Here is a 26061-nt window from a genome sequence, read left to right as displayed (position 1 = left end):
AGGTCCGCCATGCCCGCCCTCGCGCTTCTCTCCGCTCTCCTCGTCGTCGGATTCGACCAGTTCGTCCAGTGGAAGTACGGGATCATGGGCGCCGTCGGTCTGATGCTGCTCACGGTCGGGATCAAGGCCAACAGCCCCGCATGCAGCTCCATAGGGGCCGTCGTCCTCGCTCTGCTGGTCGCCCAGCCCGCGCTCTGACCAGGTCAGACGCCGAGCTCCAGCTCCGAGCTGATCGTCTCCCACAGGGCGTTGAACCACAGGTGCGACTGCTCCACGAACGTGGTGTCCCGCAACCCGGCCCCCTGCGCGAACGGGAACAGCATGGACCTGGTCCCCTCCGCGTCGTACAGCTCGAGCTGCTCGTGGTCGATCTCCTCCTCGCGCCGGGTCAGCGTGTAGTACGCGAACAGCGCCTCCGCGCCGTTGAGCAGGTACAGCTTCACCGGCGGGGTGAAGGGCAGGGCGCGGAAGGAGACGTGCACGTCGATGCCGTGGGTGTTGCGCAGCGCCAGCAGGTTGTGCCGGAGGACCTGGCCCTGGGCGTTGCGCTGGGCCAGCCAGCGGCGGTGCAGCCGCTCGCCGTCCGTGCCCTCCACCGGCGTGGGGAACGCCAGGTCGATACGGCCGCTGGGCAGCAGCACGCGTACGTCGACCTTGGCCGGTTTTATGCGCCCCGCGTGAATCTCGCGCAACGGCTCGCTCATCGCGAGCGTCAGCGACACCGCGGTCAGGCACAGGGCGTCGATCTCCACGTGCGGGGCCGCGAAGGCGGCGGATATCCGCTGGGCCAGCGCCACCATCGTCGGCTGCGGCGGGGCCTGGGGGCCGGCCGGCGCCCTTCCCGCGTGCTGCGCCACGGTCGCCGGGCTGCCCTTGGAGACATTGGTGAGGAGCTGCTCCGACTGCAGGATGCGCAGCGCCTGGCGCACGGCTCCCCGCTCCACGCCGAACTCGTCCGCCAGCTTGGCCTGCGTGGGCATGCGCTGGCCCGGCCGCAGCACCCCCGACCTGATCCGGCTGCGCAGTTCGTCGGCCACGTCGTGGTGCGATCTCTGTGGCCGCTGTGACTTCTTCCGCCCCCCGGCGGCAACGTGTTCCGGCTCCACGACGGAACACTACAACTTCACGCCATCTTCCGGCAGTTCAGAAGAAGGTGGTTATGAGACGACTCCAAGCGGAGATAACTGAGGTGAAGTTGGTCGCCAACTTCGGCAAGGTTGCACGAGCTTGAGTGTTCCTGACCGACATGGTCGCAGAACTGACCGGGCTCCCCTCCGGAGGGGAGCCGGGAGCCCGGCAGGCACCACCACAACCACAACTGAATCGCTACGGATGCACCAGCACGGCAGTCACCACCCGCACGGAAGGGAGCGCCACCGAAGGGCCCGTGGGGCTCAGAAGATGTCCGGGCACCACGGTCGCCTGGACGTACGCAGCAGGGCGTCGGCGACGGAGGCGGCGCCCTTTTGCTGTTCCCGCACGCGCCCGAGCGCCGCGAGCCGCACGGCGGACTCGTCACCGAGCCACAGGGTCGCCAACTCGCCCACCGGCAGGGTGAGGTCGGGTTCCCGACCGGTCGGCGCGCACGCGGAGCCGTCCGGCCCGGCCTCCAGCAGATAGCGGCCGCCGGCGAATCCGGCCTCGTCGACCACCTCGAGGACGAGCGCCCCGGAAGCTTTGTAGGTACGTGCCTCCATCGCGCGCACGACGTCCAGGATCCGTACCCAGATCGAGTCCGCGTACGTGGTGAGGCGGGCCGCGCGCGGGTCGGGGAGCAAGTGGGGCAGCAGGTCGTCCGGGGCACGGCTGCCGGACTTGACGGTGGTGACCCAGTCGAGCGAGCAGAGGTAGTGCCACAGGGCGCGCTCGGCGCCCGGGTCGGTGGTGATCAGGCCCTTGACGGTCGCGGTCTGCAGGGGCCGCTTGTCGTCGCCCCAGCGGTCGTCGCTCACGTAGGCGGCCAGGCCGTCGACCTCGCCGGAGGCGGAGCGGTGGACGGCGTAGAAGGGTTCCGTCCAGGCCGCGCGGTCCAGGCGCACGGCACCCGTGTTGACCTGCCACCAGCGGTCGTCGCGGGAGACCGCGCCGGGCGTGGCGCGGCGGAAGCGCTCGTACAGCTCGGGACCGATCTTGCGGACCTCTTCGGGGTCGAGGAGATCGATACGGCCGTCGTCCAGGACCGGGCGGTGGCGCTCCAGACCGGTGCGGGGAACGTCGACGGTCCACTCGGCGGTGTGGGCGGCGGGGCCGAAGCCGTAGCGGCCGTAGATGGGGTACTCGGCGGCTATGAGAGTGGCGACGACGTCCCCGCGTTCCTTCGCGGCGGCGAGGTCGAGGGCCATCATGCGGGTCAGCAGGCCGCGACGGCGATGCGTGGCGGTGACGGAGACGTTGGTGATGGCGTCGGCGGGGACCGGTGCGCCGCCCACGGCGGTCAGCTCCTGCGGGAAGGAGCGGAAGGTGGCGACACAGCGGGCGTCGTCGAAGGCGCCGAGGGTGCGGGCGGGGATGAGGTGGCTGCTGCGGTCGGCCAGTTCGGCTTCGGAGACGTGCGGCGCTCGGAGGAAGCCGGTGTTGAGGGCGCGGATCCAGTCGGGGATCTCGGACTCGGTGACGGGGCGTACGTCGAGGTCCTGGGGATGGCGGCTCATGGAATCACGGTAGGAGGGCGGAGGCGGGGGTGTCGCCTGGATTACGGCGACTCCCCCGGGCGTCCGCTCGCCGTGCGGCAGGCCGGGGGCGCGGCAGCGGGCACAGGTCTCAGAACGCCGCCCGTATCTCCCCCACCTCGCGGCCCCCGCCCAGCAGCGGCGCGCTGCCGATCCGCCGCACCACCGGGGCCTGGACCCCCATCAGGGTCAGCGCCCTGGACAGGACCGGGCCCAGGGTCCGGGTCGCGCCGTCGTCGATCTTGAAGGCCAGGGCGCGGCCGTCCGGCAGGGCCACCGCCTGGACCGCCTCCGCGCCCATCTTCGACAGGGCGCCCGGGACCTCGCGCATCAGCCAGGTGTCGGGGCGGCGCGTGCCCGCCACGTACTCGGGGTGTGCCCGCATGGCGTCCGCCACGCGGCGTTCCGCCGTGCCCGGGGCCGCCAGGACGAAGGAGCGGAAGGCGCGGGCCAGGCCGGTGAGGCTGATCGCCATCAGCGGCGCACCGCAGCCGTCGGTGCCCACGGCCGCCACGGGCTCCCCGGCCGCCTCCTCCACCACGGAGTGGATGAGCTGCTGAAGCGGGTGCCCCGGGTCGAGGTAGGTCTCCAGCGGCCATCCCCGCAGCACGCACGCCGCCAGCATCGCCGTGTGCTTGCCGGAGCAGTTCATCGTCACCCGCTCGCGTTCGGCGCCCGAGGCCAGGTAGGCCTCCGCCTCCTGCGGGTCCAGCGGCAGGTCCGGGGGGCACTGGAGGAGTCCGGGGGCCAGGCCGTGCTCCGCCAGCATCTTCCGCACCAGGTCCAGGTGGAACGCCTCGCCCGAGTGGGACGCGGCGGCGATCGCCAGCCGCTCCCCCTCCAGCTCCAGGCCCGCGCGCAGCACGCCGGCCGCCTGCATCGGCTTGTTCGACGAGCGCGGGAAGACCGGCGCCGTCACGTCCCCGAGCGCGAACTCGACGGAACCGTCCTCGGCGAGCACCACCAGACTCCCCCGGTGGTGCCCCTCGACGAACCCGGACCGCACCACCTCGGCGAGTACCGGGGGCGCGGAGGACACGGTGGACGGGGCGGGCTGGGCGGGGGTGGACATGGCTGACATGGGTGGGTGCCTTCGGTCGCCTCGGGTTGCGTCGGGTCGCTTCGGGGACGTGACCTGTCTCCGGAGCCGCCCGGGCGGGTTCCCGTCCGGCGCACACTCATGGGCCCCGGGTTCGCCGGAGCCCATGCGTCACACGAGCAGGTCGTCCACTTGCGCTTCCCCTTCACGGTACCTGCGGGCGATTTCGGCACTGCAGTCGTCGGCCGTGCGCTGCAGCTCCTGCCGCCGCCGGGACACCTGCTGCTCGTAGCCCACCAGCCGCCCCATCCCCGCGCCCAACTCCTCGTCCGTGCGCGCCTGGAGGTCCGACAGCTCCACCTCGGAGAGCATCTCGGCCGCGAGCCGCCGGTACTCCTCGCCGCGGGGTGTGCCGAGTGTCACATGGCGGGCCGAGGACCGCTGGCGGGCGGGGGCGTCCCTGAGGATCTCCGGCAGCCGTTGCACGACCCCGTCGGGGGCCGCGCCGCCCCCGCGCCGGGCCAGCTCCGCGCGCAGGATGTCGATACGGCCCTGCAGCAGCCGGCGCACGTAACTGAGGTCCGCCTCGTCCCGCTGGGCGTCCCGGCGCAGCGCGCGCAGCTCCGGCAGCCCCAGGGCGGACAGGCCGCGCTGCTCCCGGGGGCACCCCCTGCCGGGTCCCGGGGGAGGGTCCGCGGGCAGCGGGGGGCTGTCCGTGCGCTGCACGGGCGCCCGGCACTCCGCCATGGTCGCCGTACGGGCGGGCTGCTGCCCGGTGCTCGGTGTGCTCATGTACCTACCGTCCCCTCGACCGGCGCGGCACCCCCCACGGATGCGCCGCTAACACACGCATCGTGCCACTGCAAGTAGCCGTTATGTGGCCAAGTGACCATGGACAGCCCAGATGGGGGTGTCGATGGTCGAGAAGGGGCGACCAGTTGGCCGCATCCCGGCGCCGTCGGGTCGCACGGCATCATGGTCCTCATGCGTGCGGTGGTGCAGAGGGTCGACGGCGCGAGCGTCGTCGTGGACGGCGAGACGGTCGGCGAGATCGGCGGCGAGGGGCTGTGCGTGCTCGTCGGGGTGACGCACGACGACACCAAGGAGAAGGCGGCCCAGCTCGCCCGCAAACTGTGGTCGATCCGCATGCTGCACGACGAGAAGTCCTGCTCCGACATCGACGCGCCGCTGCTGGTGATCAGCCAGTTCACGTTGTACGGCGACGCCCGCAAGGGGCGCCGCCCGACCTGGAACGCGGCGGCCCCGGGCGATGTCGCCGAGCCGCTGGTCGACGAGGTGGTCGCGCAGCTCCGGGCGCTGGGGGCGACGGTGGCGACGGGGCGGTTCGGGGCGGCGATGCGGGTCTCTTTGACGAACGACGGGCCGTTCACGGTGCTGCTGGAGGTCTGAACGGCGTCGGGCCGCGCCCAGCGGCCCGGCTCCGGCCGCCGGGCCCGCCGAGCCGCACGATGGGCCGCAGCCGCCTACGGTTCGACCACGACCTCCTGCGCGGCCGCCGTCTCTCCGGCCAGGAGCCCCGCGTCCACCGGGACGTTCCGCTTGACCAGGGCCAGGGCCACCGGGCCCAGTTCGTGGTGGCGTACCGAGGTCGTCACGAAGCCGATCTTGCGGCCGTCGGGGCCGTCGTCCGCGAGGCGCAGTTCCGTACCGTGCGGGGGCAGGTGGACCTCGCTGCCGTCGAGGTGGAGGAAGACCAGGCGGCGCGGCGGCTTGCCCAGGTTCTGGACGCGGGCGACCGTCTCCTGGCCGCGGTAGCAGCCCTTCTGGAGGTGGACGGCGGAGCCGATCCAGCCCAGCTCGTGCGGGATGGTGCGGTGGTCCGTCTCGAAGCCCAGGCGCGGTCGGTGCTGCTCCACGCGCAGCGCCTCGTAGGCGAGGATGCCGGCCGCGGGGCCGTTCTCCTCCGCGTACGACTCCAGGTCCGCGCGCGGCAGGAACAGGTCACGGCCGTACGGCGTCTCGCGGACCAGCACTCCCTCGGGCGGCTCGGCGATCGAACCGGCCGGCAGGTGCACCACCGCGAAGTCGGCCGTCCGGTCGGCGACTTCGACGCGGTAGAAGAACTTCATCGACTCCAGGTACGCGATCAGCGCGTCCTGGGTGCCGGGCTCGACGTGCGCCCAGACCGTCTCGCCGTCGTCGACCAGGTACAGCGCGTGCTCGATGTGGCCGTGCGCGGACAGGATCAGCGCCTCGGTGGCCTGGTGCGGGGGCAGTTCGCTGACGTGCTGGGTGAGCAGCAGGTGCAGCCAGCTCAGCCGGTCCTGGCCGCTGACGGTGACGACGCCGCGGTGCGAGAGGTCCACGAATCCGGAGCCGTCGGCGAGGGCGCGCTGCTCGCGGAACAGGTCGCCGTAGTGGGCGGCGACGCCTTCGTCCACACCCTCGGCGGGGACGGCACCGGGCAGCGACAGCAGGGGACTCTTCATGGTCTCAAGCCTACGACGGGGTAGTTGAACTCTTGAGGGAACAGTCCTTGCAGCGGCCGAAGATCGCGAAGTGCTTCATGTCCGTGTCGAACCCGAACGTCTCGCGCAGCTTGGCCGTGAACTCGGACGCCACCGCGACGTCCGCCTCGATCACGTTCTGGCAGTCCCGGCAGACCAGGTGGATGTGGTGGTGCCGGTCGGCCAGGTGGTAGGTGGGAGCCCCGTGGCCCAGATGGGCGTGGCTGACCAGCCCCAGCTCCTCCAGGAGCTCCAGGGTCCGGTAGACGGTGGAAATGTTGACCCCCGACGCCGTCTTCCTCACCTCGCTGAGGATGTCGTCGGGGGTCGCGTGCTCCAGGGTGTCCACGGCTTCGAGCACGAGTTGCCGCTGCGGGGTCAGCCGGTAGCCGCGCTGCCGCAGGTCAGTCTTCCAGTCGGTGCTCACCACGACGTCCAGTCTAGGGCTCTGTCACGGACCCGGGTCGGGTCCGAGCGGCAGCGCCCCCGTCATCAGCAGGTCGGCGAGCAGCCCGCGGTACTCGCCCGCCGCCCGGGCGATCTCCGTATGAAGGCGGACCTTTTCGTCGAGCGTGGCGAGGGTGTCGCCGATGACTTTCTGTTCCTCGGCGGGTGGCACTGGTACGGGCAGTTCACCCAGCGCGCGGCTACTCACCGAAGGGATCACCATGGTGACCGAGCGGGACTCGATCCACTTCTGGGCGGCACTGGCGCTCAGGTATGCGGCCAGGTACTCCGGCAGGAGCGGAGCCGGTTGCTTGAGCCGGAGCCGGACGAGATTCGGGTGGTACAGCCAGTGGTTCTGCTCGGCGGTGACCAAAGCGCACCGGCCGACGGTCCCGGTCCGGGTGAGGAGCACGTCGCCCTCCGCCAGCCGGTACTTGTGCAGGGTGCGTGCCTTGTCCGGGATCACGCCGATCCGCCCGGCCGGAGTGATCCGCTGATGGGACAGATCCCGGGGCAGCACGAGCGGCACGCCGTCCTCCGCGTCCGTGCGTTCCTCACCCTTGATGGCCGGTCCCCCCTGGAAGGAGCAAAGGTCCTTGAGGGCGAGGCGCTGCCATCCTTCGGGCAGCGCTCTCTCGCCCTCGCTCCCGTCGGTCACAGGCCGTACCTCCTCAGCCGTGCCTCTGTGAGACGGTCGATGACCGTCGCTTGCAGGTGCAGCCTCTCAAGCTCCTCGGAAAGCTCCGCCAGCCGGTTCTTCGCGGCGGCCGGGGACGGATCACCTGGCGCGTGCCGCACATACAGCGCCGGCTGCAGTTGGTGGTCGTAATCCGCGATCTCTTCGGGGCCCACGGCGCGGCTGAGTCCGGGAGTGTCGGCGTGACCCCGTTGACGCCAGGACACGTAGGCATGGACGAGTTTGTCGATCTCGTCGCCCGACAACGTGCGGCGAGTCCGGGAGGTCATGCTTCCTAGATCCGACCCATCCACAAAGAGGACGGGCTCCGCGCGACCCCGCGGAGGACAGAGGAACCAGATCTGCGTCCGGATCGCGGTCAGCGCGAAAAGCTGCTGGGGCAGGGCCATCACGCACTCGATGACGCCGTCCTGGACCATTCGGGCCCTCGTCTCTCCTCCAGCACCGCTCCAGAACCCTACTCCGGCAGGCATGAGAACGGCGGCCCGGCCGCCGGGGGCCAGGCGCGAAACGACGTACTGGAGCCAGTCGAACTCCCCGTGGCGCGTCACGCCGTACCGCCAGTACTCGGGAAGGGAGACCGCATTGTCGACGCGAACGGCGAACGGGGGATTGGTGATCACCGCGTCGAACGATGCCGGTGGATCAGTGGGGCCCTGGGACGGGGTCAAGGAGCCCGGCCGGATGCGGGGCCGGTCGACGCCACGGAGCTGGAGGTTCATGCGGGCGAGCCGCATCGGTCCCTCGTGCCGGCTTCTACCGCTCACCTCTGCCGGGGCGGTGCCCCCCTGCTCGGCGACCGCGTCCAAGTACCCGGCCAGCAGCTCCCCGCTTCGGCAGAAGGGATCGTGCAACCGCTTCGCCGCGGGGCCATGACCTGTCAAGGCGCGCGCCATGACCCGGCTCACCGAAGGAGGCGTGAAGAACTCGTCGGCCGCTCTGGCGTCCGTGTCCCGAAGGAGCGCGAGGAGGCGGTCGAAGGCCTGCCGGCTCTCGTCACGGGAGGCGGGCGGATTGTGGTCCAGGAACCGGACGACGTCGGAGAGGAGCATCGGCTCGTAGCCGTCGGTCAGGTCCAGATCCACAAGGACGAGCCTCGGATGCTCGACGTACTCCGCCCACCGCTCTTTGTCCTCGCTCTGCGCGAACACGAGGGATAGCAGCAGATTCACGTAGTCGGACATGCGCAGCCGGCCGCGCAAGCGGTCCGCGTCCCGCCACGCCAGTTGCTCGACCGCCGGGAGCAGGCCGCCGGACCGGCCGCCGCGCAGGGCGGACCGGAAGCGGTCGCCGTACGTGGTTCCCGCAGGCTCGCCCGGCTGGAGCGCGTTGGACGGGATCGTACGGCCGGACAGCCACTTCAGCACCTCACCGGCACGGAACGCCTCGGGCTCCGCACTCCCGGCGTTCGGAGCGACGGGCCTCGGGAAGTCCGGGTGCCGTCGCTCCCAGTTGGTGACGGCCGGCCGCCGGACCCCTGCCATCCGGGCAATGTCGGAGCGCGAGACGAGCGCGTCGCCGACGTCAGTCAAGGACGTCCTCCCTACCGTCGAGCACGGACCGAAACCGGTCCATCGCTCGCACCTCCTTGGCCAGGTCCGGGCTGAGCGCCCCCAGGATCCGATAGATCCTGGCATAGTCGGCGTCGAGGTCCTCGCCGTGAATGGGCTCATGGTGCATGACGCGGTTGCGCAGGCGGACCAGAGGCCACAGGTCGCCGTACAGTGCGTCGCGACGGCCGGAGTGGCACGGGAACGCCTTGTGCAGGGTGGGCACCCAGAAGACCCGGTCGTAGCGCGACACGAGCAGAGTGGCCCAGAAGCCGAAGCTGAGTTCCGTGACGACGTCGTCGACGGTCACCGGCCGCTTCGGCCGCTGCTGCTCCTTCGCCCGCTGCTCCTCGTTCCGCTCGGACTTGGCGCGCGCCTTGGCGACGAGCCCCTTGCCTCCCCCGTTGAGCGGCGCCACGGTCCACCAGTCCGGCCGGCCGTACTTGGTGACCAGGCAGTCGTGCAGAGCATTACGCACCGCCAGCTCGACACAGTGCAGCGGGACGTACAGGGCGGCCGACGCCTCGAGGTTCCACTGATACAGCCGCACCGCGCCCTGGGCGTCACCCCCGGCCGCACGCAGGTAAGGCATCAGTCGCGGCTTGGAGAAGGACCGCTTCATCCACTCGGGCATCCCGTCGACCACTGTTCCCCCCTTCTTCCAGGCATACGGATGCCCGGGACGTTTACTCCTCACGGAAACGACCGACTGTGCTACAGTCGATGACGAACGTTCTGGGCCGCCTCTGCTTTGCATGCCACCCAGAGCTCGGCTTATCGGAACCCCGGTCGCAGCCCAAGTGCGGCCGGGGTTCCGTGCGTTGATGTCTACGATAGCGCGTAGTAGCCGGACGCGACAAGCGCATTGCAGTGCACTCGTAAGTGTTAACCCCTGCAGGAACATGAAACAGGGCCCCGCGGATCTCCGCGAGGCCCGTGGCCGACTGCTTTCGGCTGCTCGGCTACTTGAAGAAGGCGATCCCGTCGTCCGGCAGGTCGTCCGGGAGGGCCTTCGCCCAGCGCTCGACGTCCTCCGGGGTGACGACCTTCTTCAGGTGGGCCGACATGTACGGGCGCAGCTCGACCTCGGGGGTCTGCTTCTCGCCGACCCACATCAGGTCGCTGTTGACGTAGCCGTACAGCCGCTTGCCGCCGGTGTACGGGCCCGAGGCCGCCGTGCGGGCCACCGCGTCCGTCGCCAGGTCGATCTGCGGCTTCTGGTGCGCCAGCTCGCCGTACCAGACCTCGACGACGCCGTCGTTGCGGACCATGGTCACCTCGACCTTGCGGTCCGCGTCGATCCGCCAGTAGCCGGACTCCGACTCCAGCGGCCTGACCTTGTTCCCGTCGCCGTCCAGCACCCAGGTGTGGGAGCGGTACTCCAGGAAGTCACGCCCGTCGTGGGTGAAGGAGACCTCCTGCCCGAAGTTGCACTTCTCGGAGCCGGGGAAGTCGTGCACCCCCGCGCCGGCCCAGTTGCCGAGCAGGAAGGCGAGCGGGACGAGGTCCTTGTGGAGGTCGGACGGGATCTCGATCATGAGCAGCTTTTCGTCGTGGATGGTCTGGGGGTCAGCGCTGGCCCTCGAAGAGCTTCTTCACGGTCAGCCCGGCGAAGGCGAGCACGCCGACGCAGACCAGGACCAGCAGGGTTTCGAAGAAGATCTCCACGAGGTGCTCCTTGGTGAGCGAGGGTGGGTACACAAGAGCCGGGTCCCACTGTAGTCGGCCGAGACCCGGCTCCGGCTCCCAGGTCGGCTAGCCGAGGAGCTGGCTCTGCAGGACGATCGTCTGCTGGAAGGGCACGGCCTTCGCGCCGCCCTTCCTGGACTGCACGATCATCGCGAGGATGTCGCCGGCGGACAGATACGCCTCGCGGACCTGTTCGGCGCCGTACGGCTTGGTCTCCGCGAACACCTGGTGCTTCACGTTCTCGACCTGGGCGGCGACCGGGTACTCGTCCCTGGCCATCTCGGCGGCACCGCTCACGGCGTACCGCGGGGCGCTGTAGTCGATCAGTTTGGTGGACAGGAAGTCGTCCGCGACGGCCGCGGTGTCGAACTGCAGCAGGTAGATCCGCGTGTGCGTGCCGTCCGGGGTGTTCCAGCCGCGGGCGGCGACGTGTCGCAGGCCGTTGTCGGTCAGCAACCCCCCGAGCTCGTCGCGGTCGCCCCGGTCGGCGAACTCCGCGAGGAAGGTCCGCGTCGGCAGCCAGCCGTCCGTGCCGCGCAGCGCCGCGTCGGCCGTCGCGCCCTCGGGGGCGGGCAGGAGGAGCGCCCGCAGGTCGGCGTAGTGCGTCCCGGCGTCGTTCCCCTCGGCGAACGGCCCCGGGCTGCCGGACGGCAGCGGCGGCTTCACCAGCCGCGGGTACTCCCAGCGCCCGTCGGAGGCGGTGGCCAGCCCGGGGAGGTCGGTGCGCTCGGGCCGGGTGATGCCGTACGCCGTCGCGCCCCCGGCCACCGCGAAGACGGCCACGGCGGCGGTCCAGCGCAGGAGGGCGCGCAGGGTGCGGCGTTCCTTCTTCACCGGCGGCGGGTCGAGGGGTTGTGTTCCGGGCTCCGACGGCACCACGACGTGCTGCACCTCGGTCCGCTCCGTCTGTTCGGTCATACCGCCTTCCCCTGGTCCGCGATGCGGTCGAGCTGGGTGCGCAGCAGCCGCGCAGTCCCTTCGGTGTCCATCGGTCTGACCCCGTACGCCGTCGCCGTGACGAGCACGTCGCCCTCGTACGCGGAGCAGAACATCACGTCGAGCTTCTCGCCCGCCTCCGTCGGCGGCAGGAAGCAGCGCGCGTTCTTGTGGCCCCGGATCGCCGGGCCCTTCCGGAAGACGTCCAGGGCGCTCAGGAACTCGTTCTGGAACGTCGAGATGTCCCGTACCGCCGCGCGGCTCTCCAACTGCGTCAGGACGATGTCCATGGTGAACGACTTGTCCGTGCTGAGGTAGCTGCGCAGTGCCATGCCCGTGGTGTGCTGGCTGTCGATCTGTTTCTCGAGGCGCAGCCGCTGCGAGCGCGGCAGACCGCGCAGAGACTCCTTGCGCAGGGCGGCGGCCTCGCCTCCGCTCAGATGTGCGTCGGCGCCGTACTGGTCGATGTCGGGGCCGCGGACCAAGTCGTCGGTGCCGTACGGCACGAGCATGCCGGCGAGCCCGGGCGCGGACGCCGGTTTCGCCTGCGGGTTCTTCTGCTCCGCCGGGAACTTCCAGGTGGGCGCGCCCGCGTCCCGGTCGGCGCCGCTGACGGTCACGGCGGTGTACCCGACGCCGGCGACCAGGGCCGCGGTCAGCAGGACGGCGCCGGTGACAGCGGCGACCCGGCCACGGCGTACGGGGCTCCGGGCCGGAAGCCCGTCGGACGGCGTGACGGTCCCCGCCGCGCCGGAGCGGCTGGTCTCGCTGTTCTCGCTGGTCTCGTCGTTCTCGCTGTTGTCGTTCACAGCCGCCCCGCCTGCCGCTTCGCCAGGTCCATGATCTTCTCCTTGGAGACGGGCTTCGTGTCCTCGACCCAGATCTCCATGGCGATGTCACCGCGCCGGGCGTGCGCCTCGGCGGAGTACACCGGTGTGCCGTACTCGGTAACGGGCCTGGTGCGGACGTACGCCCTGCCGTCCTCGGTACCGGGGACGGCCCAACTGCGCGATCCGGCGCGGCGCTCCGCCCAGTAGCGGCCGTTCTCGGCGGAGTCGGCGGCGCCGAGCCCTTCCTCCTGGCGGTACTGCACAAGACGTATCTCGACGCTGAAGGTGTCACCCAGCCGCCAGGAGGTGACGGCGGCCCGGCGGAACTCGTCGCCGATCTCGTGCCTGAACTCGATGGCCGGGTCTTTGAACGTCTCCGCGTACTCCGCGAGGCTCATCCAACCGTCGTGGCCCGACTCGAACAGGGGATCCTGTGCGCCGCTCGGCCGCTTGAGCAGCAACGCGCGCAGGTCGCCGTCGGTCCGGACCCGGCGGTCCTGCGCGGCGGACAGCGGCTCGGGGCCCTTGCCCTTGGCCTGGGCGAGCACCGGCTGGGACAGGGGCGGCAGCGCGGTGGGCTCGCGGTCGGCCTGGATCACATAACCGGTGCAGGCGCCCGCCACGACGCCGAGCACGGCGGCCGCGGCGATCAGCAGGGTCGTACGCCCGCTGCGGCGTACGACGGACGGACCCGGGTCAGGGACCGGTTCGGGCGCATCCGCAACTTCCGAGAACTCCAAGACGTCCCCTCGTGGAAAGCGACACACGGATCGGCATCCGTGCGCACAGGAGACTCATGGACAGCGGGCGGGGTTGCTCAGGAGTTGATCACGATTCGGTGCGCTTGACTTCGTCGATGAAGCGGGTCCATGCGGCGGGCCCGAAGAGGAGGGTTCCGCGGGAAGGGGCCTTGCTGTCGCGGACGGGGACGACGGAGGAGAGGTTGGGGGCGATCTCGACGCAGTTGCCGCCGTCCGGATTGCTGTAGCTGCTCTTACGCCAGGTGGCGACGCTCAGGTCGATCGCTCGCACGGCACTTCCTCCAACATCCGCAGGACGAACTTCCGCGACTCGGCCGGGTTCAGAGCCACGTCACGCATCGAATCGTACGCACGTTGCAGAAGCTCAACTGAGCCGTTTTCTTCGACCAGTTCACCGCGGTAGGCGTTCTCCGTGTACGCCACTGTCTTGCCGTCCAGGAGCCGCAGGAACATCACATCACTGCTCACCAGCCCGTACAGGCCTGAGCTGTGCGGCAGCACCTGAATGGTGATGTTCGGGCGCTCCGACGCCTCCAACAGGTACTCCAACTGCTCCCGCCACTCCCCTTTGTCGCGCAGCGGTGTCCGCAGCACCGCCTCGGCGAGAAGGGCACGGAAGGGTGGCGCTTCGTCGCCATCCAGCAGCTTGCGTCGCCCAGTACGTGCTTCGACCTGCTGGTCCAGCTCCCTGCCTTTGGCACCGCCCAGCGCGAGGACCTCACGCGCGTACCCGTCCGTCTGGAGCAAACCGGGGACGATACTCACCGAGTACTGCCACAGACTCACCGCCTCCGCCTCCAGCATCATGTACCGCCGGTACTGCTCCTTGAACTGCGACGGATCCCCCACCGCCAGCTCCCACAGCGCCAGCAGCAGCCCGGGAGTCCCGTAGTACTGGTCGAGCGCCTGTACGACCTCCGGGCCGCCCAGCGTCTGGCCGCTCTCCATCTTTCCGAACTGGGACGGGTCCCAGCCGACCACCTTCGCCAGTTCCCGCAGGCTCACGCCCCGCTCCGTCCGCAGCAGCCGTAACTCCTCCGCGAACCGCCTGCGCGGCTCCTGGCTGCGTCCCGTGATCACCCGTCTCGGCGGCATCGCGCTCCTTGGTGCAGTACGGCCGTGGAAGGTGTGGAAAGAGCGCCGGGAGGCGGAGAAGCAGACCTCGTCCACGGCGTTGCGCCCCTGCTCAGGGGCCATGCTCGTAACGTCAGGAACACGCAGCGTAGTCCAAGGGTCGCGCTGCGCGCAGGCGTTGTGGAAAGGAACGGCCCATGGAACCGAAGGCCCTCGAACGCGGAGCGCTCGTCTACGACCCGGCCACGCGCAAGGTCGGCGAGTACCAGGACAGATCGGGGCCGTACGCCATGCTGCGCCCCGTCGGCGGCGGCCGGGAGTGGCAGGCCGACCCGGCCGCCCTCCGTCCCGCCACCCAGCGGGAGCGGCTCAGCGCCGGGGTGCGGGCGGCGAACGAGCGTGCCCGGGCGTCGGACGACACCAGTCGCCCTCCCCTGCCGGTGCGGGGCTGCACGACGTGCGAGGAGCTGGCCGTGCGGCGGGAGGCCGCGCGGGCGGAGTACGACGGCAGCACGGAGACGGACGCGAACGTCCTGCTGCGCCGTCACCACCATCAGGAGCACCGCACCTGACCCGGCAGGACTAGGCTGCGAGCATGGCGAAAAAGCTCGTGATCAAGGTGACGGCCGGGGCGGACGCCCCGGAGCGGTGCTCGCAGGCGTTCACCGTGGCGGCCGTCGCCGTGGCCAGCGGGGTCGACGTCTCGCTGTGGCTGACCGGTGAGTCGTCGTGGTTCGCGCTGCCGGGAAGGGCCGCCGAGTTCGAGTTGCCGCACGCCGCGCCGCTGCCCGACCTGATCGAGTCGGTCCTCGCGGCCGGCCGGATCACGCTGTGCACGCAGTGCGCGGCCCGCCGCGAGATCACGGAGAAGGACGTCATCGAGGGCGTGCGCATCGCGGGTGCACAGGTCTTCGTGCAGGAAGCGGTCGCGGACGACACCCAGGCGCTCGTGTACTGAATCCCCCCGCGACAGCGTCGGCTCCGCCGCCCGTCGCTCGTGACCACAGGCGTGGAGGCCGACCATGACGAACCATGAGGCCGTTTGGGAGGCGGTCGCCACGGCGCTGGACGCCCTCGGCACCGGCGCCCTGATGACCGACGAGCAGGGGCGCATCATCGGAGTCAGCGCCCGGGCCGAGCAGCTTCTGGCCCGGCCTGCCGAGGGGATGACCGGGAAGGACCTGCACGACCTGCTGCACCGCAACCGCCACGGGGAGACCGTGGCGAGAGCGCAGTGCGCGATCCGGGAGTCCATGCTCGGCGGCCACACGGCCCTGGGCACCGACGAGTGGTACGAACGCGGTGACGGCTCCCTGCTGCCGATCTCCTGGCTGTCGACGCCCTGTGTCGTCGACGGCCAGTCCACCACCCTCGTCCTCTTCCACTCGCCCCTTCCGTCCGAGAGGCCCAACGGGCCGCTGGAGCAGGTCACCGCGTCGCTCTCCGAGCTGGAGCGGCTGGCCCTGCTGGCCGAGACGACCACGACCCTGGCCTCCACGCTGGACGTCGACGAGGCGATACGCCGACTGGTGAGCCTGGTGCTGCCCCGCCTCGCGGACTGGGCCGTCATCGACCTGATCACCGAACGCGACGAGGTGTGGCGCCATGCCGTCGTCCACGCGGAGAACGGCGCCCTGGTGCACCGCGAGGACCTCGAGGGCGCGATGCCGCCGGTGCCCGAGGAGTCCCCGATGCCCCTGTCCCGGGCTCTGCGGGGCGCGGCGTCGGCACTGGCCGGTCCGGAGACCTACCAGGGCCCGCCGGACTCCGGCATCGCGGTCGAGCAGCGCCGTCTGTTCGACGAGACCGGCATGCACTCGGCCGCCATCGCGCCCATCCGCGGTCCCCGGGAGGTGCTGGGGGCCCTGACCCTCGGCCGCTCCGAGCGTCCGGAACGGTTCACCGTCTCCGACATGGCGTTGCTGGAGGACATCACGCGGCGTGCCGGGCTGGCCGTGGAGAACGCGCGTCTCTACCAGCGGCAGCGCACGGTCGCCGAGACCATGCAGCGCCACCTGCTGCCCCAGCTACCCCGCGTGCCGGGACTGCGGATGGCCGCCCGTTACCTGCCCTCGCCCGACGCCTCGCAGGTCGGCGGCGACTGGTACGACGCCTTCACCCTGACGGACGGGGTCATGGCCCTGGCCATCGGTGACGTCGTCGGCCACGACCTGGACGCCGCGGCCGGCATGGCGCAGCTCCGCAACATGCTGCGCGCCTACGCCTGGTCGCAGAAAGAACCTCCCAGCAAGATCGTGGAGTGGCTCGACGACGCGTCCATGCACATCGCCGAAGTCTCCATGGCCACGATGGTCTTCGCCCGGATGAGTGTGGCCGACGACGGGGACTACGAGCTGTCCTGGACCAACGCAGGCCATCCGCCGCCCCTGCTGGTCACCTACGACGGCGTGGCCCGCTATCTGACCGACGGCCACGGCGTCCTCCTGGGCATAGCCGCCCACCAGCCCCGCGCCGACGCCACCGAGGCGCTCCCGCCCGGATCCACCCTGGTGCTCTACACCGACGGACTGATCGAGTCCCCGGGTCACTCCATCGACGAGGGCCTGGAGCGGCTGCGCAGGACCGCCGCGTCCCTGGCCCACCGCCCGGTGGAGCCCTTCATCGACCGCCTGCTGGCACAGACCCGTCCGCCCGACAACGAGGACGACGTCGCGCTCCTGGCGGTACGCATCCCCGGCTGACGCCTGCCCGGACGGTCACCGCCGCTTCTTGCCGTCCAGCTCGTCCCACCACTCGTCCGACTGCGGGTCGCCGGACGGGTCGTCCCACCAGCGGTCGTCGGGGCCACGGCGGTTCGCGACCATCGCGGCCAGGGGCGGGATCACCATCGCGACGACGCACATCGCGACGGCCGCCGGGACGGACCAGAGGCGCACGACGCCCCACGCCAGGATGAACAGCCCCAGACAGGTGCCCATCATGGCGAAGTAGATGTGCCGCCGCCGTGCGTACATACCTTCACTATGCCCCGTCGACATGCGGAAGGACCGCACCCGTGCGTCCAACCCGGGGTGCGGCCCTTCCGCCCTGCGCGGTACTGCTCAGACCGCGATCGCGACCTCCGCGAGGCCGCCCTTCTGGGCGACGACGGTGCGGTCCGCGGTGCCGCCCGGCACCAGGGCGCGCACGGTCCAGGTGCCCTCGGCCGCGTAGAAGCGGAACTGTCCGGTCGCCGAGGTGGGGACCTCGGCGGTGAACTCGCCGGTCGAGTCCAGGAGGCGCACGTAACCGGTCACGGGCTCGCCGTTGCGGGTCACCTGGCCCTGGATGGTGGTCTCACCGGGCTTAATCGTCGAGGCGTCGGGGCCGCCGGCCTTCGCTCCACACATGTGCTTCTCCGTCTTTTCTGAAAGGTCGGTCTTACTTGCCGGCGCCGAGCTCGATCGGGACGCCCACCAGGGAGCCGTACTCCGTCCAGGAGCCGTCGTAGTTCTTGACGTTCTCCTGGCCGAGCAGCTCGTGCAGCACGAACCAGGTGTGCGCGGAGCGCTCACCGATGCGGCAGTAGGCGATGGTGTCCTTGGCCAGGTCCACGCCCTCGGACTGGTACAGCTCCTTCAGCTCCTCGTCGGACTTGAAGGTGCCGTCGTCGTTGGCCGACTTCGACCACGGGATGTTCTTGGCGCTCGGGACGTGGCCCGGGCGCTGCGACTGCTCCTGGGGCAGGTGGGCCGGGGCGAGGAGCTTGCCGGAGAACTCGTCGGGCGAGCGGACGTCGACCAGGTTCTTGGTGCCGATCGCGTCGACGACCTCGTCGCGGAAGGCACGGATCGAGGCGTCCTGCGGCTTGGCCTTGTACTCGGTCTTCGCGCGCTCCGGCACCTCGGTGCCGTCGACCAGCTCGCGGGCGTCCAGCTCCCACTTCTTGCGGCCGCCGTCGAGGAGACGGACGTCCTCGTGGCCGTAGAGCTTGAAGTACCAGTAGGCGTAGGCCGCGAACCAGTTGTTGTTGCCGCCGTAGAGGACGACCGTGTCGTCGTTGGCGATGCCCTTCTCCGACAGGAGCTTCTCGAACTGCTCCTGGTTGACGAAGTCGCGGCGGACCGGGTCCTGGAGGTCCTGCTTCCAGTCGATGCGGACAGCGTTCTTGATGTGGTTCTTCTCGTACGCCGTGGTGTCCTCGTCGACCTCGACGACGACGACCTTGGGGTCGTCCAGGTGCTGCTCGACCCAGTCGGCGTCTACCAGGACGTCGCTGCGGCTCATGCTTTTCTCCTCCGGGGCAGTTGCGGCGGGGCATTGCGAGTCAGAAGGGGTGCGGGTACGCGGTGTCGCGGTGGCGTACGCGGCGCACGGGTGGCCCTGTGTTCGGGAGCCAGGGCCGGCGATACGGGAGTGGAACCCTCCCGCTCAGGAAGTGCGACAGAGCATGGCGGCGACGCGGCACAGGTCTACTGCCCGCCGCTTCGTGAGATCCGCCTGTCGCTGCATGGGGACGATCGTAGGGACCGGGCGCGGGGCGTGTCACCGGCGTGTCGCATGATGAGATGCGATCGTCCGGGATGTGGGATGCGACGCGGTGCGCGGAGACCGCCGTCCTGCTTTCCGGCGCGGGGGGCCGACATCCCATCTGCGGTACGGACGGGGGCGTCTCGCCACTCGGACAATCGGCCTGCGGTGTCCGGGACCTTGGCCCGGCCCGCGAGTCGCCGGGGGCCGGTCTTCGGTGGCCGGTCTCAGGCGCCGGTCGCCCGTCGTCCTACCCAGCGAGCCGGACGTCCGAACCCTTCACCGTGATCTCCACGCCGTTCTTGCCGGCCTCCACCTTGTCGAGCTGGATGCCGCCGGGGAGCTGGTCGATGCGCTGCTGGAAATCGGTGATGGCGCGGATCCGGGAGCCCGCGACCTCCGCGCCGGCGAGCTTGGGCAGGCTGTCGGCGTGCACCCTGACGGTGTTGCCCTGGGCGGTGACCGAGCTGAGCACGTAGACGGGGTTCGGCACCTTGATGGGCGCGTCGACCTTCACCGCGACCTTGATCTTGCCGTTGCCGCCGTCGGAGAGGCCGATCACCTCTGCGGTGACGCCCCGCAGGACCTCGGTGGGCTGGGCCTTGGCGGCCTTCAGCAGCTCGCCGTAGGTGATGAGCGCGGTGCCGGTGGCGTCGGCCGCGGTGGCCGAGCTGAAGCTGCCGGAGAAGGTCACGCCCTTCATCGACGCGCTCAGGTCGTCGATGCGGATCTTCTCGGAGCCGGTGCCGGTGGCCGCCTCGTAGTCCTTGATGCCGACCTCGACGTCGTCGAGCTTCCCGGAGACGACCTGGGTGAGGAAGGGGAAGCCCTTGATGGACACGTCGGGGGTGGTGGCCAGGTTCTCGGTGGTCTTGAGCTTGTCGGCCGCCTCGTTCTGCGCGAAGTGAACCGCGACGCGGTCGGCGATCACGAAGAGGCCGCCCAGGATCACGACGAAGATCAGCAGTATTCGCAGTGCTCGCATGCTCGGAAGTCCCCACGTCGGCGGTCGTCACGGCGGTCGGACGACCGACAGTACCTTCCGGGGGAAGAGGTGGCGGGGAATTGTTGATCACCTGTGACATGGGGCGGCGCGGGCGTGGCCCGATGTTCGCCCCCGCGGCCCCTGCCCTTCCCGTCCCCGGCGGCACGGGCCGCGCCGCCCGGTGCGTTGCCGGGCGGCTCCGGTCGTGCGGGTCAGGACAGTGCGCGGCCCAGTACGTAGATCACCGGGGCCGCCGCCGTCAGGGGCAGGGCCACGCCCGCCGTGAAGTGGACGAAGCGGGACGGGTAGTCGTAGCTCGCCACCCGGTGGCCGACCAGGGCGCAGACACCCGCGCCCAGGCCGAGGAACGCGCCCTGCGTGCCGAAAGCCGTCGCGCCGCCCATCGCGATGCCCGCGCCGGTCGCCGCCAGCAGGGCCACCACCACCGACGCCGCCGTCGGCAGCGGCAGCGCACGGGCCAGGACCGCCGCGGCGACCGCGATCGCGCCCACCGTGACCGCGTCCGGTACGGCCGCCAGGTGCCCGGCCGCGACGATCGACAGCGCGGCCGAGGCGACCGTCGCCATCAGGCCGTACATCCGTGTGTCCGGGTCGGCGTGCGACCTGAGCTGGAGGGCCAGGGAGAGCAGGACCCAGACGCCGAGCGTGCCCAGGATCGCCGCCGGCGCGTGCTCGCGGCCCGCCACCAGCAGCGCCGCATCCGCGGTGACCGCGCCCAGGAACGCCAGCGCGATGCCCTGCCGGGCCGGCCACATCCCGTTCAGCCGGAACCACCCGGCCGCCGTCACGGCCTGCAGGAGCACCAGCGGTACGACCAGCGCGTACGTCCCCACGGCCGCGGCCCCGGCGAGCAGCGCGCCCAGCACCGCGGTGAGCGCGGCCGGCTGCAGCCCGGGCTCGATGATCGGCGAACGGCCTTCGAGCCGGGCCCGCTGGTTGGCGGGGAGCGCGGACAGGTCGACGGCGGGCGGCTCGGGCTCGGTGGTGGCGGTCGTCGTCGCGGTGCCGGGCGCCGCGTAACCGTGCGGCTCGTACGCCTGCGCCTGCGCCTCCGCCGGCAACGGCTGCGCCGCCCCGTACGGCTGCTGCTGCCACTGCTGCTGCGGGTACGCCGCGCCGTTCGGGTCGTACCAGCCCTGTTGCCGGTACCCGTGGTGGTCGGGGTGGGGCTGTGGTGCCTGCCGGCCGTCGTAACCGTCATGGCCGCCGTAGCCGGCGGCCCCGTAGCCCTCGTAGGCCCGGTGTCCCTCGGGTCCCTGATGCCCCTGGTATCCCTCGTACGGCTGGTTGCTCATCGCTCATCCTCCTGCGAACGGCGGGAGCACCTCGACCGTGCCGCCCTCGGCCAGCCGTACCGTCTCGTGCTCACGGGTCCCGACGGGGTCACCGTCGACCAGGAAGGAGCAGCGCTTCAGGACGCGGGCGAGTTCGCCGGGGTGCCTCTCGCGCGCCGCGTCGAGCGCCTCGGCGAGCGTCGTCGCCTCGTACGGCTCCTCGGCGACCCCGGCGGCCGCCTTCGCGGCGGCCCAGTAGCGCACCGTGCCCTTTGCCATCTGCTTCCTCGACTCGGTCGTGGTGAACACCGCTCAGGCTAGCCCGCCCGCGCCGCCACCCATGTCCCGATCCTGGCCAGCAGGGCGTCGTCGCTGGCGTGCTCGGCATGGCCCATGCCGGGCTCCAGCCACAGTTCGGCGTGGTCGGGGGCGGCCTCGGCCAGCATGCGGGGGTGGTCCACGGGGAAGTAGCCGTCCTGGTCGCCGTGCACGATCAGCAGCGGGGTCGGCGCGATCAGGGGGACCGATTCGACGGGCGAGGCCGGGACCGGGTCCCAGTCGCGGTGGTGGATACGGGTGCGCAGGCCGTAGCGGCCCACCAGGCGGCCCTCGGGGCGCGTCACCAGCCAGTGCAGCCGGCGCATGGGGGCCGTGCCCCGGTAGAACCAGCGGGCGGGAGCGCTCACGGACACCACCGCGTCGGTGTGCGCGCCCTCTTCGTGCGCCGCCGCGTGCCGCAGCACCACCGAGCCGCCCATCGAGAAGCCGACGGTGGCCACCCGCGTGTGCCCCAGCTCCCGCGCCCACCGCACGGCGGCCGACAGGTCGTGCACCTCGCGGTCGCCGACCGTGGACCGGCCGCCGGACGCCCCGTGGCCCCGGAAGGAGAACGTGACCACCGCCCCGTACCGCCCGAGGACGCCCGCCACCCGGCGTACGTGGGGCCGCTCCAGATCTCCCGTGAAGCCGTGCGCGACGACGATCGCGAGATCCGCCAGATGGCCGGAAGGTGCACGTCCGGTGTCGTACACGGAGTCGTATACGGCGGGTCCCGGATCGTATGCGGCGTCGATCGTCACCCCGTCGAGGGTGCGGAGGAACGTCCGTACAGACCCCCGACGGGCCGTCTCACGATGCGGACGATCGGTGGATCCGGCCGTATGACCTGCCGTGCGCGTGCTCATGTGGGCTATTCTGCTGGGAAGAGGACTCGGGCAGCGTAGCCCCCGAGTCCTTTTGTGCTTTCGGAAGCGTTGTATACGACGCGGGAAACCGCAGGTGTACGGGCCGTCGATCGCATAGCGGCTCTTCGCGGGGCCGCGCGGGTCCCAGGGGCGCGGGATTCGCACACCGGACGAAGCAGTGCCGCAAACGTCCTCGAAGGGACCGAGGAGGAACCAGACGTTATGGGCGAGCGAACCGTGCACGATCGCAGGACGACCGAGGCGGGTGGGATGCGATGAGCTCTCTGCTGCTCCTGACCAACGCCCTCCAGCCGTCGACGGAGGTGCTTCCCGCTCTCGGCCTGCTCCTGCACAACGTGCGAGTGGCTCCGGCGGAAGGCCCCGCTCTCGTCGACACCCCGGGTGCCGATGTGATCCTCGTGGACGGGCGGCGGGACCTGCCCCAGGTGCGCAGCCTGTGCCAGTTGCTGCGCTCCACCGGGCCCGGCTGTCCACTCCTCCTGGTCGTGACCGAGGGCGGTCTCGCGGCCGTCACCGCCGAATGGGGCATCGACGACGTGCTGCTCGACACCGCCGGTCCGGCGGAGGTCGAGGCGCGGCTGCGGCTGGCCATGGGCCGGCAGCAGATCGTCGGCGACGACTCCCCGATGGAGATCCGCAACGGCGACCTGTCCGTCGACGAGGCGACCTACAGCGCCAAGCTCAAGGGCCGTGTCCTGGACCTCACCTTCAAGGAGTTCGAGCTCCTGAAGTACCTCGCGCAGCACCCCGGCCGGGTCTTCACCCGCGCCCAGCTCCTCCAGGAGGTCTGGGGCTACGACTACTTCGGCGGCACGCGCACGGTCGACGTCCACGTACGGCGGCTGCGCGCCAAACTGGGGCCCGAGCACGAGTCGCTGATCGGCACCGTCCGGAACGTGGGCTACCGCTTCGTCACCCCGGAGAAGGTGGAGCGCGCCGCCGAGGAGGCGAAGGCCAAGGCGGCCCGGCCGAAGGCGGACGACGCGGACGACACGGTGCCGGTGCCCGGGGCCGAGGTCACGGCCGAGGCGTAGGCGGACGGCGGGGCCGGGGAGGGGCGTGCGTCACTGCCGAGACAGGGCGTACGTCGCTGCCGAGGCACGGCGTACGTCACCGCCGGGGCACGGCGTACGTCACCGCCGGGGTGGCCGAGGTCACGGTCGAGGTCACAGGTGGGGCATAGAACGGCGAAAGCCCTGCCCAGAGGCGGTCCATCCGCGTAGACTCCGCGCGTGGCAAAGGTGACTCGGGACGATGTGGCGCGACTGGCGGGGACATCCACCGCCGTCGTCAGCTATGTCATCAACAACGGACCCCGGCCGGTCGCCCCGGCCACGCGCGAGCGCGTCCTGGCCGCGATCAAGGAACTGGGATACCGGCCCGACCGGGTCGCCCAGGCCATGGCGTCGCGGCGCACGGACCTCATAGGCATGATCGTGCCGGACGCGCGCCAGCCCTTCTTCGGAGAGATGACGCACGCGGTCGAGCAGGCCGCCGCCGAGCGCGGAAAGATGGTGCTCGTCGGCAACACCGACTACGTGGCCGAGCGCGAGGTCCACTATCTGCGAGCCTTCCTCGGCATGCGCGTCTCCGGGCTGATCCTGGTCAGCCACGCGCTCAACGACCACGCCGCCGCGGAGATCGACGCCTGGGACGCCCGGGTCGTCCTGCTGCACGAGCGGCCCGAGGCCATCGACGACGTCGCCGTCGTCACGGACGACCTGGGCGGCGCCCAGCTCGCCGTGCGCCACCTCCTCGAGCACGGCTACGACTACGTCGCCTGTATGGGCGGTACGGCCGAGACGCCTGCGGTCGGCGACCCCGTCTCCGACCACGTCGAGGGCTGGCGGCGCGCGATGCAGGAGGCCAGGATCCCGACGGAGGACCGTCTGTTCGAGGCGCCGTACAACCGGTACGACGCGTACAACGTCGCCCTGGAGCTGCTGTCCGGGCCCCATCGCCCGCCCGCGATCTTCTGCTCCACCGACGACCAGGCGATCGGAGTGCTGCGGGCGGCCCGCGAACTGCGCATCGACGTGCCCGGAGAGCTTGCGGTGGCCGGGTTCGACGACGTGAAGGAAGCGGCGCTCACGGACCCGCCGCTCACCACGGTCGCCTCCGACCGCTCGGGCATGGCCCGCGCGGCCGTCGATCTGGTGCTCGACGACGGGCTCCGGGTGGCGGGCTCGCGGCGGGAGCGGCTGAAGCTGTTCCCCTCACGGTTGGTCGTACGCCGTTCCTGCGGGTGCGAGCAGACCCCGTAACGGCCCAAGGGCTCGTCACGGCAGCCCCAAGGGGTCCCCATGACGACGGCTCCGAGGCGCCTTTATATCGGGCATACGCGGTTCTGTCGGGCTTCTCAGCGGGCACTCAGGTGGCTCTCATGATCGAGGGACACTCTCTTTTGCATGACCGAGAGCTTCCGCCGCAGCGGCGAGTACGAGTACCCCCAGGGTCACGGGCCCCAGTCCGCGTACCCCGAGCAGCAGCAGCACGCCTCCTCCCCCGTGAACCCGGAGTGGCCTCCCCCTCCGGCGTACGAGCCGGCGCGGCCGGCGGTCGCGGCCGGCGGCGGTCATGAGGGCCACGGCGGTGGCGGCGGTCATGAGGGCCACGGCGGTGGCGACGACGGCACGGCCGTCCTGGCCACCGTACCGACCCAGCCCGGACCGAAGCGGCGCGCCAAGGGCCCGCTCGCGCTGCTCGCCGCCGTGGCGATCGTCGCCGCCGCGATAGGGGGCGGCACGGCCTTCGGCATCCAGGAGCTGACCGGCAAGGACACCGTGTCCTCCAGCTCCACCAGCACCAACGTGGTGCCGTCCAGCGCGAAGGGGACGATCGCCGGAGTGGTGGCCGCGGTCAACCCGAGCATCGTGGAGATCAACGCCACCTCCAACTCCGGCGAGTCGACCGGTTCCGGCGTGATCATCACCGGCGACGGCCAGATCGTCACCAACAACCACGTCATCGCCGGCGCCTCCTCGATCAAGGTGACGACGAGCGGCGGCAAGTCCTACACCGCACAGGTGGTGGGCACCGACAGCAAGAAGGACCTGGCGCTGCTCAAGCTGCAGGGCGCCTCCGGGCTGAAGGCCGCCACCCTCGGCAACTCCGACGGCCTCCAGGTCGGCGACCAGGTCGTCGCCATCGGCTCCCCGGAGGGCCTGAGCGACACGGTCACCAGCGGCATCATCTCCGCGTTGAACCGCGACGTCACCGTGCCGACCGACGAGAACCAGCAGCAGCAGGGCGGCGGCGGCCGGTGGCCGTTCGCGTTCGGCGGCCGGCAGTTCAACGGCGACACGGGCTCGTCCACGACCACGTACAAGGCGATCCAGACGGACGCCTCCCTCAACCCCGGCAACTCCGGTGGCGCCCTCATCGACATGAACGGCAACGTCATCGGCATCAACTCGGCGATGTACTCGGCCAGTTCGGACTCGACCTCGTCGAGCGCCGGCAGCGTCGGCCTGGGCTTCGCCATCCCGATCAACACCGTCAAGTCCGACCTGGCGACGTTGCGCTCCGGCTCGCAGAGCTGAGCGTGCACCCCGCCGGGCCAGTGGTAAGGAGTACGACATGATCACGATGGCTGTGCACGAGGTCGCCGGTGCCACCGAGCCCGGCGGGATTCTGCTGGCCCTGGCCGTGGTGAACGAGCTCCACGCCGCCACGCGGGTCCGCACCCGGGGCCGCACCCGGCCCCAGCCCCGGCCCCGGACGCGGCCGCGCATCGAGCGCGCCCCCGCGGTGACGATCCCGCAGGTGGCGGTCCCGCAGCTCATGGGACTGCGCACGACGGCTGCGCGACCGCACCGCCGCAAGGTCCCGCTGAACCGGCTGACGTCGGTGATGGGCTGACCCGAACGACCCCGAACGACCCCGTCCGTCCCCTTTCCGTCCCCGAGCCGAATCGTGCGAGGCTGAATGCGTTCAGCCCTCCGTC

General features: G+C 71.0%; 33 protein-coding genes. 9 read left to right on the top strand and 24 right to left on the bottom strand.

Annotated elements, in window-relative coordinates; all coding sequences use genetic code 11:
* The first annotated feature begins 9 nt into the window (after positions 1-9).
* Positions 10-198, top strand: a complete 189-nt coding sequence (locus ACZ4SW_RS23320) for a hypothetical protein (protein WP_468248140.1) — start codon at positions 10-12, stop codon at positions 196-198.
* Between the two features lie 5 nt (positions 199-203).
* Here ACZ4SW_RS23320 and ACZ4SW_RS23315 read toward each other — a convergent pair whose 3' ends face one another.
* From ACZ4SW_RS23315 to ACZ4SW_RS23300, 4 genes are all read right to left on the bottom strand, one after another.
* Entirely contained in the window at positions 204-1106 is a 903-nt protein-coding gene (locus ACZ4SW_RS23315) for a winged helix-turn-helix domain-containing protein (RefSeq protein ID WP_468248132.1), read from the bottom strand.
* 288 nt (positions 1107-1394) lie between these two features.
* Positions 1395-2651, bottom strand: coding sequence for a GNAT family N-acetyltransferase (locus ACZ4SW_RS23310; RefSeq protein ID WP_468248125.1), 1257 nt, complete (start codon positions 2649-2651; stop codon positions 1395-1397).
* A gap of 109 nt (positions 2652-2760) precedes the next feature.
* Entirely contained in the window at positions 2761-3750 is a 990-nt protein-coding gene (locus ACZ4SW_RS23305; protein WP_468248122.1) for an asparaginase, read from the bottom strand.
* 129 nt (positions 3751-3879) lie between these two features.
* A complete protein-coding gene (locus tag ACZ4SW_RS23300) occupies positions 3880-4500 on the bottom strand; it encodes an RsiG family protein (RefSeq protein WP_468248113.1) in 621 nt (206 codons plus the stop codon).
* Positions 4501-4692: 192 nt separating this feature from the next.
* Between ACZ4SW_RS23300 and dtd the strand changes: the two genes are divergently transcribed.
* On the top strand, positions 4693-5118 hold the full coding sequence (gene dtd / locus ACZ4SW_RS23295; protein ID WP_468248106.1) for a D-aminoacyl-tRNA deacylase: 426 nt from the start codon (positions 4693-4695) through the stop codon (positions 5116-5118).
* Positions 5119-5192: 74 nt separating this feature from the next.
* Here dtd and ygfZ read toward each other — a convergent pair whose 3' ends face one another.
* The 12 genes from ygfZ to ACZ4SW_RS23235 form a co-directional block, all read right to left on the bottom strand.
* Positions 5193-6158 carry a CAF17-like 4Fe-4S cluster assembly/insertion protein YgfZ gene (gene ygfZ / locus ACZ4SW_RS23290; RefSeq protein WP_468248099.1) on the bottom strand — a complete coding sequence of 322 codons (966 nt, stop codon included), beginning with the start codon at positions 6156-6158 and terminating at the stop codon, positions 5193-5195.
* A gap of 10 nt (positions 6159-6168) precedes the next feature.
* Complete coding sequence (locus ACZ4SW_RS23285; protein WP_468248094.1) at positions 6169-6606, bottom strand: Fur family transcriptional regulator; 438 nt, start codon at positions 6604-6606, stop codon at positions 6169-6171.
* Positions 6607-6627: 21 nt separating this feature from the next.
* Entirely contained in the window at positions 6628-7281 is a 654-nt protein-coding gene (locus tag ACZ4SW_RS23280) for a restriction endonuclease subunit S (protein ID WP_468248087.1), read from the bottom strand.
* A complete protein-coding gene (locus ACZ4SW_RS23275) occupies positions 7278-8504 on the bottom strand; it encodes an N-6 DNA methylase (protein WP_468248081.1) in 1227 nt (408 codons plus the stop codon). Before ACZ4SW_RS23275 ends, ACZ4SW_RS23280 begins: the two co-directional genes overlap by 4 nt.
* Before the next feature lie 340 nt (positions 8505-8844).
* Positions 8845-9516 (bottom strand): hypothetical protein, encoded by a 672-nt coding sequence (locus tag ACZ4SW_RS23270; RefSeq protein ID WP_468248077.1) that lies wholly within the window; start codon positions 9514-9516, stop codon positions 8845-8847.
* A gap of 316 nt (positions 9517-9832) precedes the next feature.
* Entirely contained in the window at positions 9833-10408 is a 576-nt protein-coding gene (locus ACZ4SW_RS23265) for a heme-binding beta-barrel domain-containing protein (protein ID WP_468248071.1), read from the bottom strand.
* A 31-nt stretch (positions 10409-10439) separates the two neighbouring features.
* Entirely contained in the window at positions 10440-10571 is a 132-nt protein-coding gene (locus ACZ4SW_RS23260; RefSeq protein WP_468248921.1) for a hypothetical protein, read from the bottom strand.
* A gap of 54 nt (positions 10572-10625) precedes the next feature.
* A complete protein-coding gene (locus tag ACZ4SW_RS23255; protein ID WP_468248063.1) occupies positions 10626-11477 on the bottom strand; it encodes a hypothetical protein in 852 nt (283 codons plus the stop codon).
* Positions 11474-12304 carry a hypothetical protein gene (locus ACZ4SW_RS23250; protein ID WP_468248056.1) on the bottom strand — a complete coding sequence of 277 codons (831 nt, stop codon included), beginning with the start codon at positions 12302-12304 and terminating at the stop codon, positions 11474-11476. The genes ACZ4SW_RS23255 and ACZ4SW_RS23250 overlap by 4 nt, the downstream gene beginning before the upstream one ends.
* Positions 12301-13065 (bottom strand): hypothetical protein, encoded by a 765-nt coding sequence (locus tag ACZ4SW_RS23245; protein ID WP_468248050.1) that lies wholly within the window; start codon positions 13063-13065, stop codon positions 12301-12303. The genes ACZ4SW_RS23250 and ACZ4SW_RS23245 overlap by 4 nt, the downstream gene beginning before the upstream one ends.
* Positions 13066-13153: 88 nt before the next feature.
* A complete protein-coding gene (locus ACZ4SW_RS23240; RefSeq protein WP_468248044.1) occupies positions 13154-13357 on the bottom strand; it encodes a DUF397 domain-containing protein in 204 nt (67 codons plus the stop codon).
* Positions 13339-14181, bottom strand: coding sequence for a helix-turn-helix domain-containing protein (locus tag ACZ4SW_RS23235; RefSeq protein WP_468248888.1), 843 nt, complete (start codon positions 14179-14181; stop codon positions 13339-13341). Before ACZ4SW_RS23235 ends, ACZ4SW_RS23240 begins: the two co-directional genes overlap by 19 nt.
* Positions 14182-14357: 176 nt before the next feature.
* On the opposite strand from ACZ4SW_RS23235, the gene ACZ4SW_RS23230 reads away from it, so the two are divergent.
* The 3 genes from ACZ4SW_RS23230 to ACZ4SW_RS23220 all read left to right on the top strand — a co-directional run bounded on the left by ACZ4SW_RS23230 (position 14358) and on the right by ACZ4SW_RS23220 (position 16862).
* Complete coding sequence (locus ACZ4SW_RS23230; protein ID WP_468248037.1) at positions 14358-14732, top strand: hypothetical protein; 375 nt, start codon at positions 14358-14360, stop codon at positions 14730-14732.
* A 23-nt stretch (positions 14733-14755) separates the two neighbouring features.
* Positions 14756-15118, top strand: a complete 363-nt coding sequence (locus ACZ4SW_RS23225; protein WP_468248030.1) for a DsrE family protein — start codon at positions 14756-14758, stop codon at positions 15116-15118.
* A gap of 64 nt (positions 15119-15182) precedes the next feature.
* Complete coding sequence (locus ACZ4SW_RS23220; protein WP_468248023.1) at positions 15183-16862, top strand: SpoIIE family protein phosphatase; 1680 nt, start codon at positions 15183-15185, stop codon at positions 16860-16862.
* Positions 16863-16877: 15 nt separating this feature from the next.
* On the opposite strand, the gene ACZ4SW_RS23215 is transcribed toward ACZ4SW_RS23220, so the two are convergent.
* From ACZ4SW_RS23215 to ACZ4SW_RS23180, 8 genes are all read right to left on the bottom strand, one after another.
* Positions 16878-17135 carry a DUF3099 domain-containing protein gene (locus tag ACZ4SW_RS23215; protein WP_468248018.1) on the bottom strand — a complete coding sequence of 86 codons (258 nt, stop codon included), beginning with the start codon at positions 17133-17135 and terminating at the stop codon, positions 16878-16880.
* A gap of 87 nt (positions 17136-17222) precedes the next feature.
* Positions 17223-17510: a DUF1416 domain-containing protein gene (locus ACZ4SW_RS23210; RefSeq protein WP_103844331.1), complete on the bottom strand. Its 288-nt coding sequence runs from the start codon at positions 17508-17510 to the stop codon at positions 17223-17225.
* A 31-nt stretch (positions 17511-17541) separates the two neighbouring features.
* Positions 17542-18387 (bottom strand): sulfurtransferase, encoded by an 846-nt coding sequence (locus tag ACZ4SW_RS23205; RefSeq protein WP_468248011.1) that lies wholly within the window; start codon positions 18385-18387, stop codon positions 17542-17544.
* A gap of 144 nt (positions 18388-18531) precedes the next feature.
* Entirely contained in the window at positions 18532-18612 is an 81-nt protein-coding gene (locus ACZ4SW_RS23200) for a putative leader peptide (RefSeq protein WP_355139345.1), read from the bottom strand.
* A 268-nt stretch (positions 18613-18880) separates the two neighbouring features.
* Complete coding sequence (locus ACZ4SW_RS23195) at positions 18881-19615, bottom strand: LmeA family phospholipid-binding protein (RefSeq protein WP_468248006.1); 735 nt, start codon at positions 19613-19615, stop codon at positions 18881-18883.
* Positions 19616-19827: 212 nt separating this feature from the next.
* Complete coding sequence (locus ACZ4SW_RS23190; RefSeq protein WP_468248001.1) at positions 19828-20931, bottom strand: hypothetical protein; 1104 nt, start codon at positions 20929-20931, stop codon at positions 19828-19830.
* A gap of 3 nt (positions 20932-20934) precedes the next feature.
* On the bottom strand, positions 20935-21189 hold the full coding sequence (locus tag ACZ4SW_RS23185) for a MoaD/ThiS family protein (protein ID WP_468247994.1): 255 nt from the start codon (positions 21187-21189) through the stop codon (positions 20935-20937).
* A gap of 38 nt (positions 21190-21227) precedes the next feature.
* The gene (locus tag ACZ4SW_RS23180) at positions 21228-22094 is read right to left on the bottom strand and encodes an alpha/beta hydrolase (RefSeq protein WP_468247987.1); all 867 of its coding nucleotides are present in this window, start codon (positions 22092-22094) and stop codon (positions 21228-21230) included.
* Between the two features lie 275 nt (positions 22095-22369).
* Here ACZ4SW_RS23180 and ACZ4SW_RS23175 point away from each other — a divergent pair, with 275 nt between their 5' ends.
* The 4 genes from ACZ4SW_RS23175 (at position 22370) to ACZ4SW_RS23160 (ending at position 25976) form a co-directional block, all read left to right on the top strand.
* Complete coding sequence (locus ACZ4SW_RS23175) at positions 22370-23149, top strand: response regulator transcription factor (protein WP_468247979.1); 780 nt, start codon at positions 22370-22372, stop codon at positions 23147-23149.
* A gap of 198 nt (positions 23150-23347) precedes the next feature.
* Complete coding sequence (locus ACZ4SW_RS23170) at positions 23348-24379, top strand: LacI family DNA-binding transcriptional regulator (RefSeq protein WP_468247972.1); 1032 nt, start codon at positions 23348-23350, stop codon at positions 24377-24379.
* 144 nt (positions 24380-24523) lie between these two features.
* A complete protein-coding gene (locus ACZ4SW_RS23165; protein ID WP_468247965.1) occupies positions 24524-25657 on the top strand; it encodes a S1C family serine protease in 1134 nt (377 codons plus the stop codon).
* A 37-nt stretch (positions 25658-25694) separates the two neighbouring features.
* Complete coding sequence (locus ACZ4SW_RS23160; RefSeq protein ID WP_468247959.1) at positions 25695-25976, top strand: hypothetical protein; 282 nt, start codon at positions 25695-25697, stop codon at positions 25974-25976.
* Positions 25977-26061: the final 85 nt, after the last annotated feature.

This window comes from Streptomyces sp. NPDC028331 (assembly GCF_055565775.1).
This window is presented reverse-complemented; position numbering and strand designations above follow the sequence as displayed.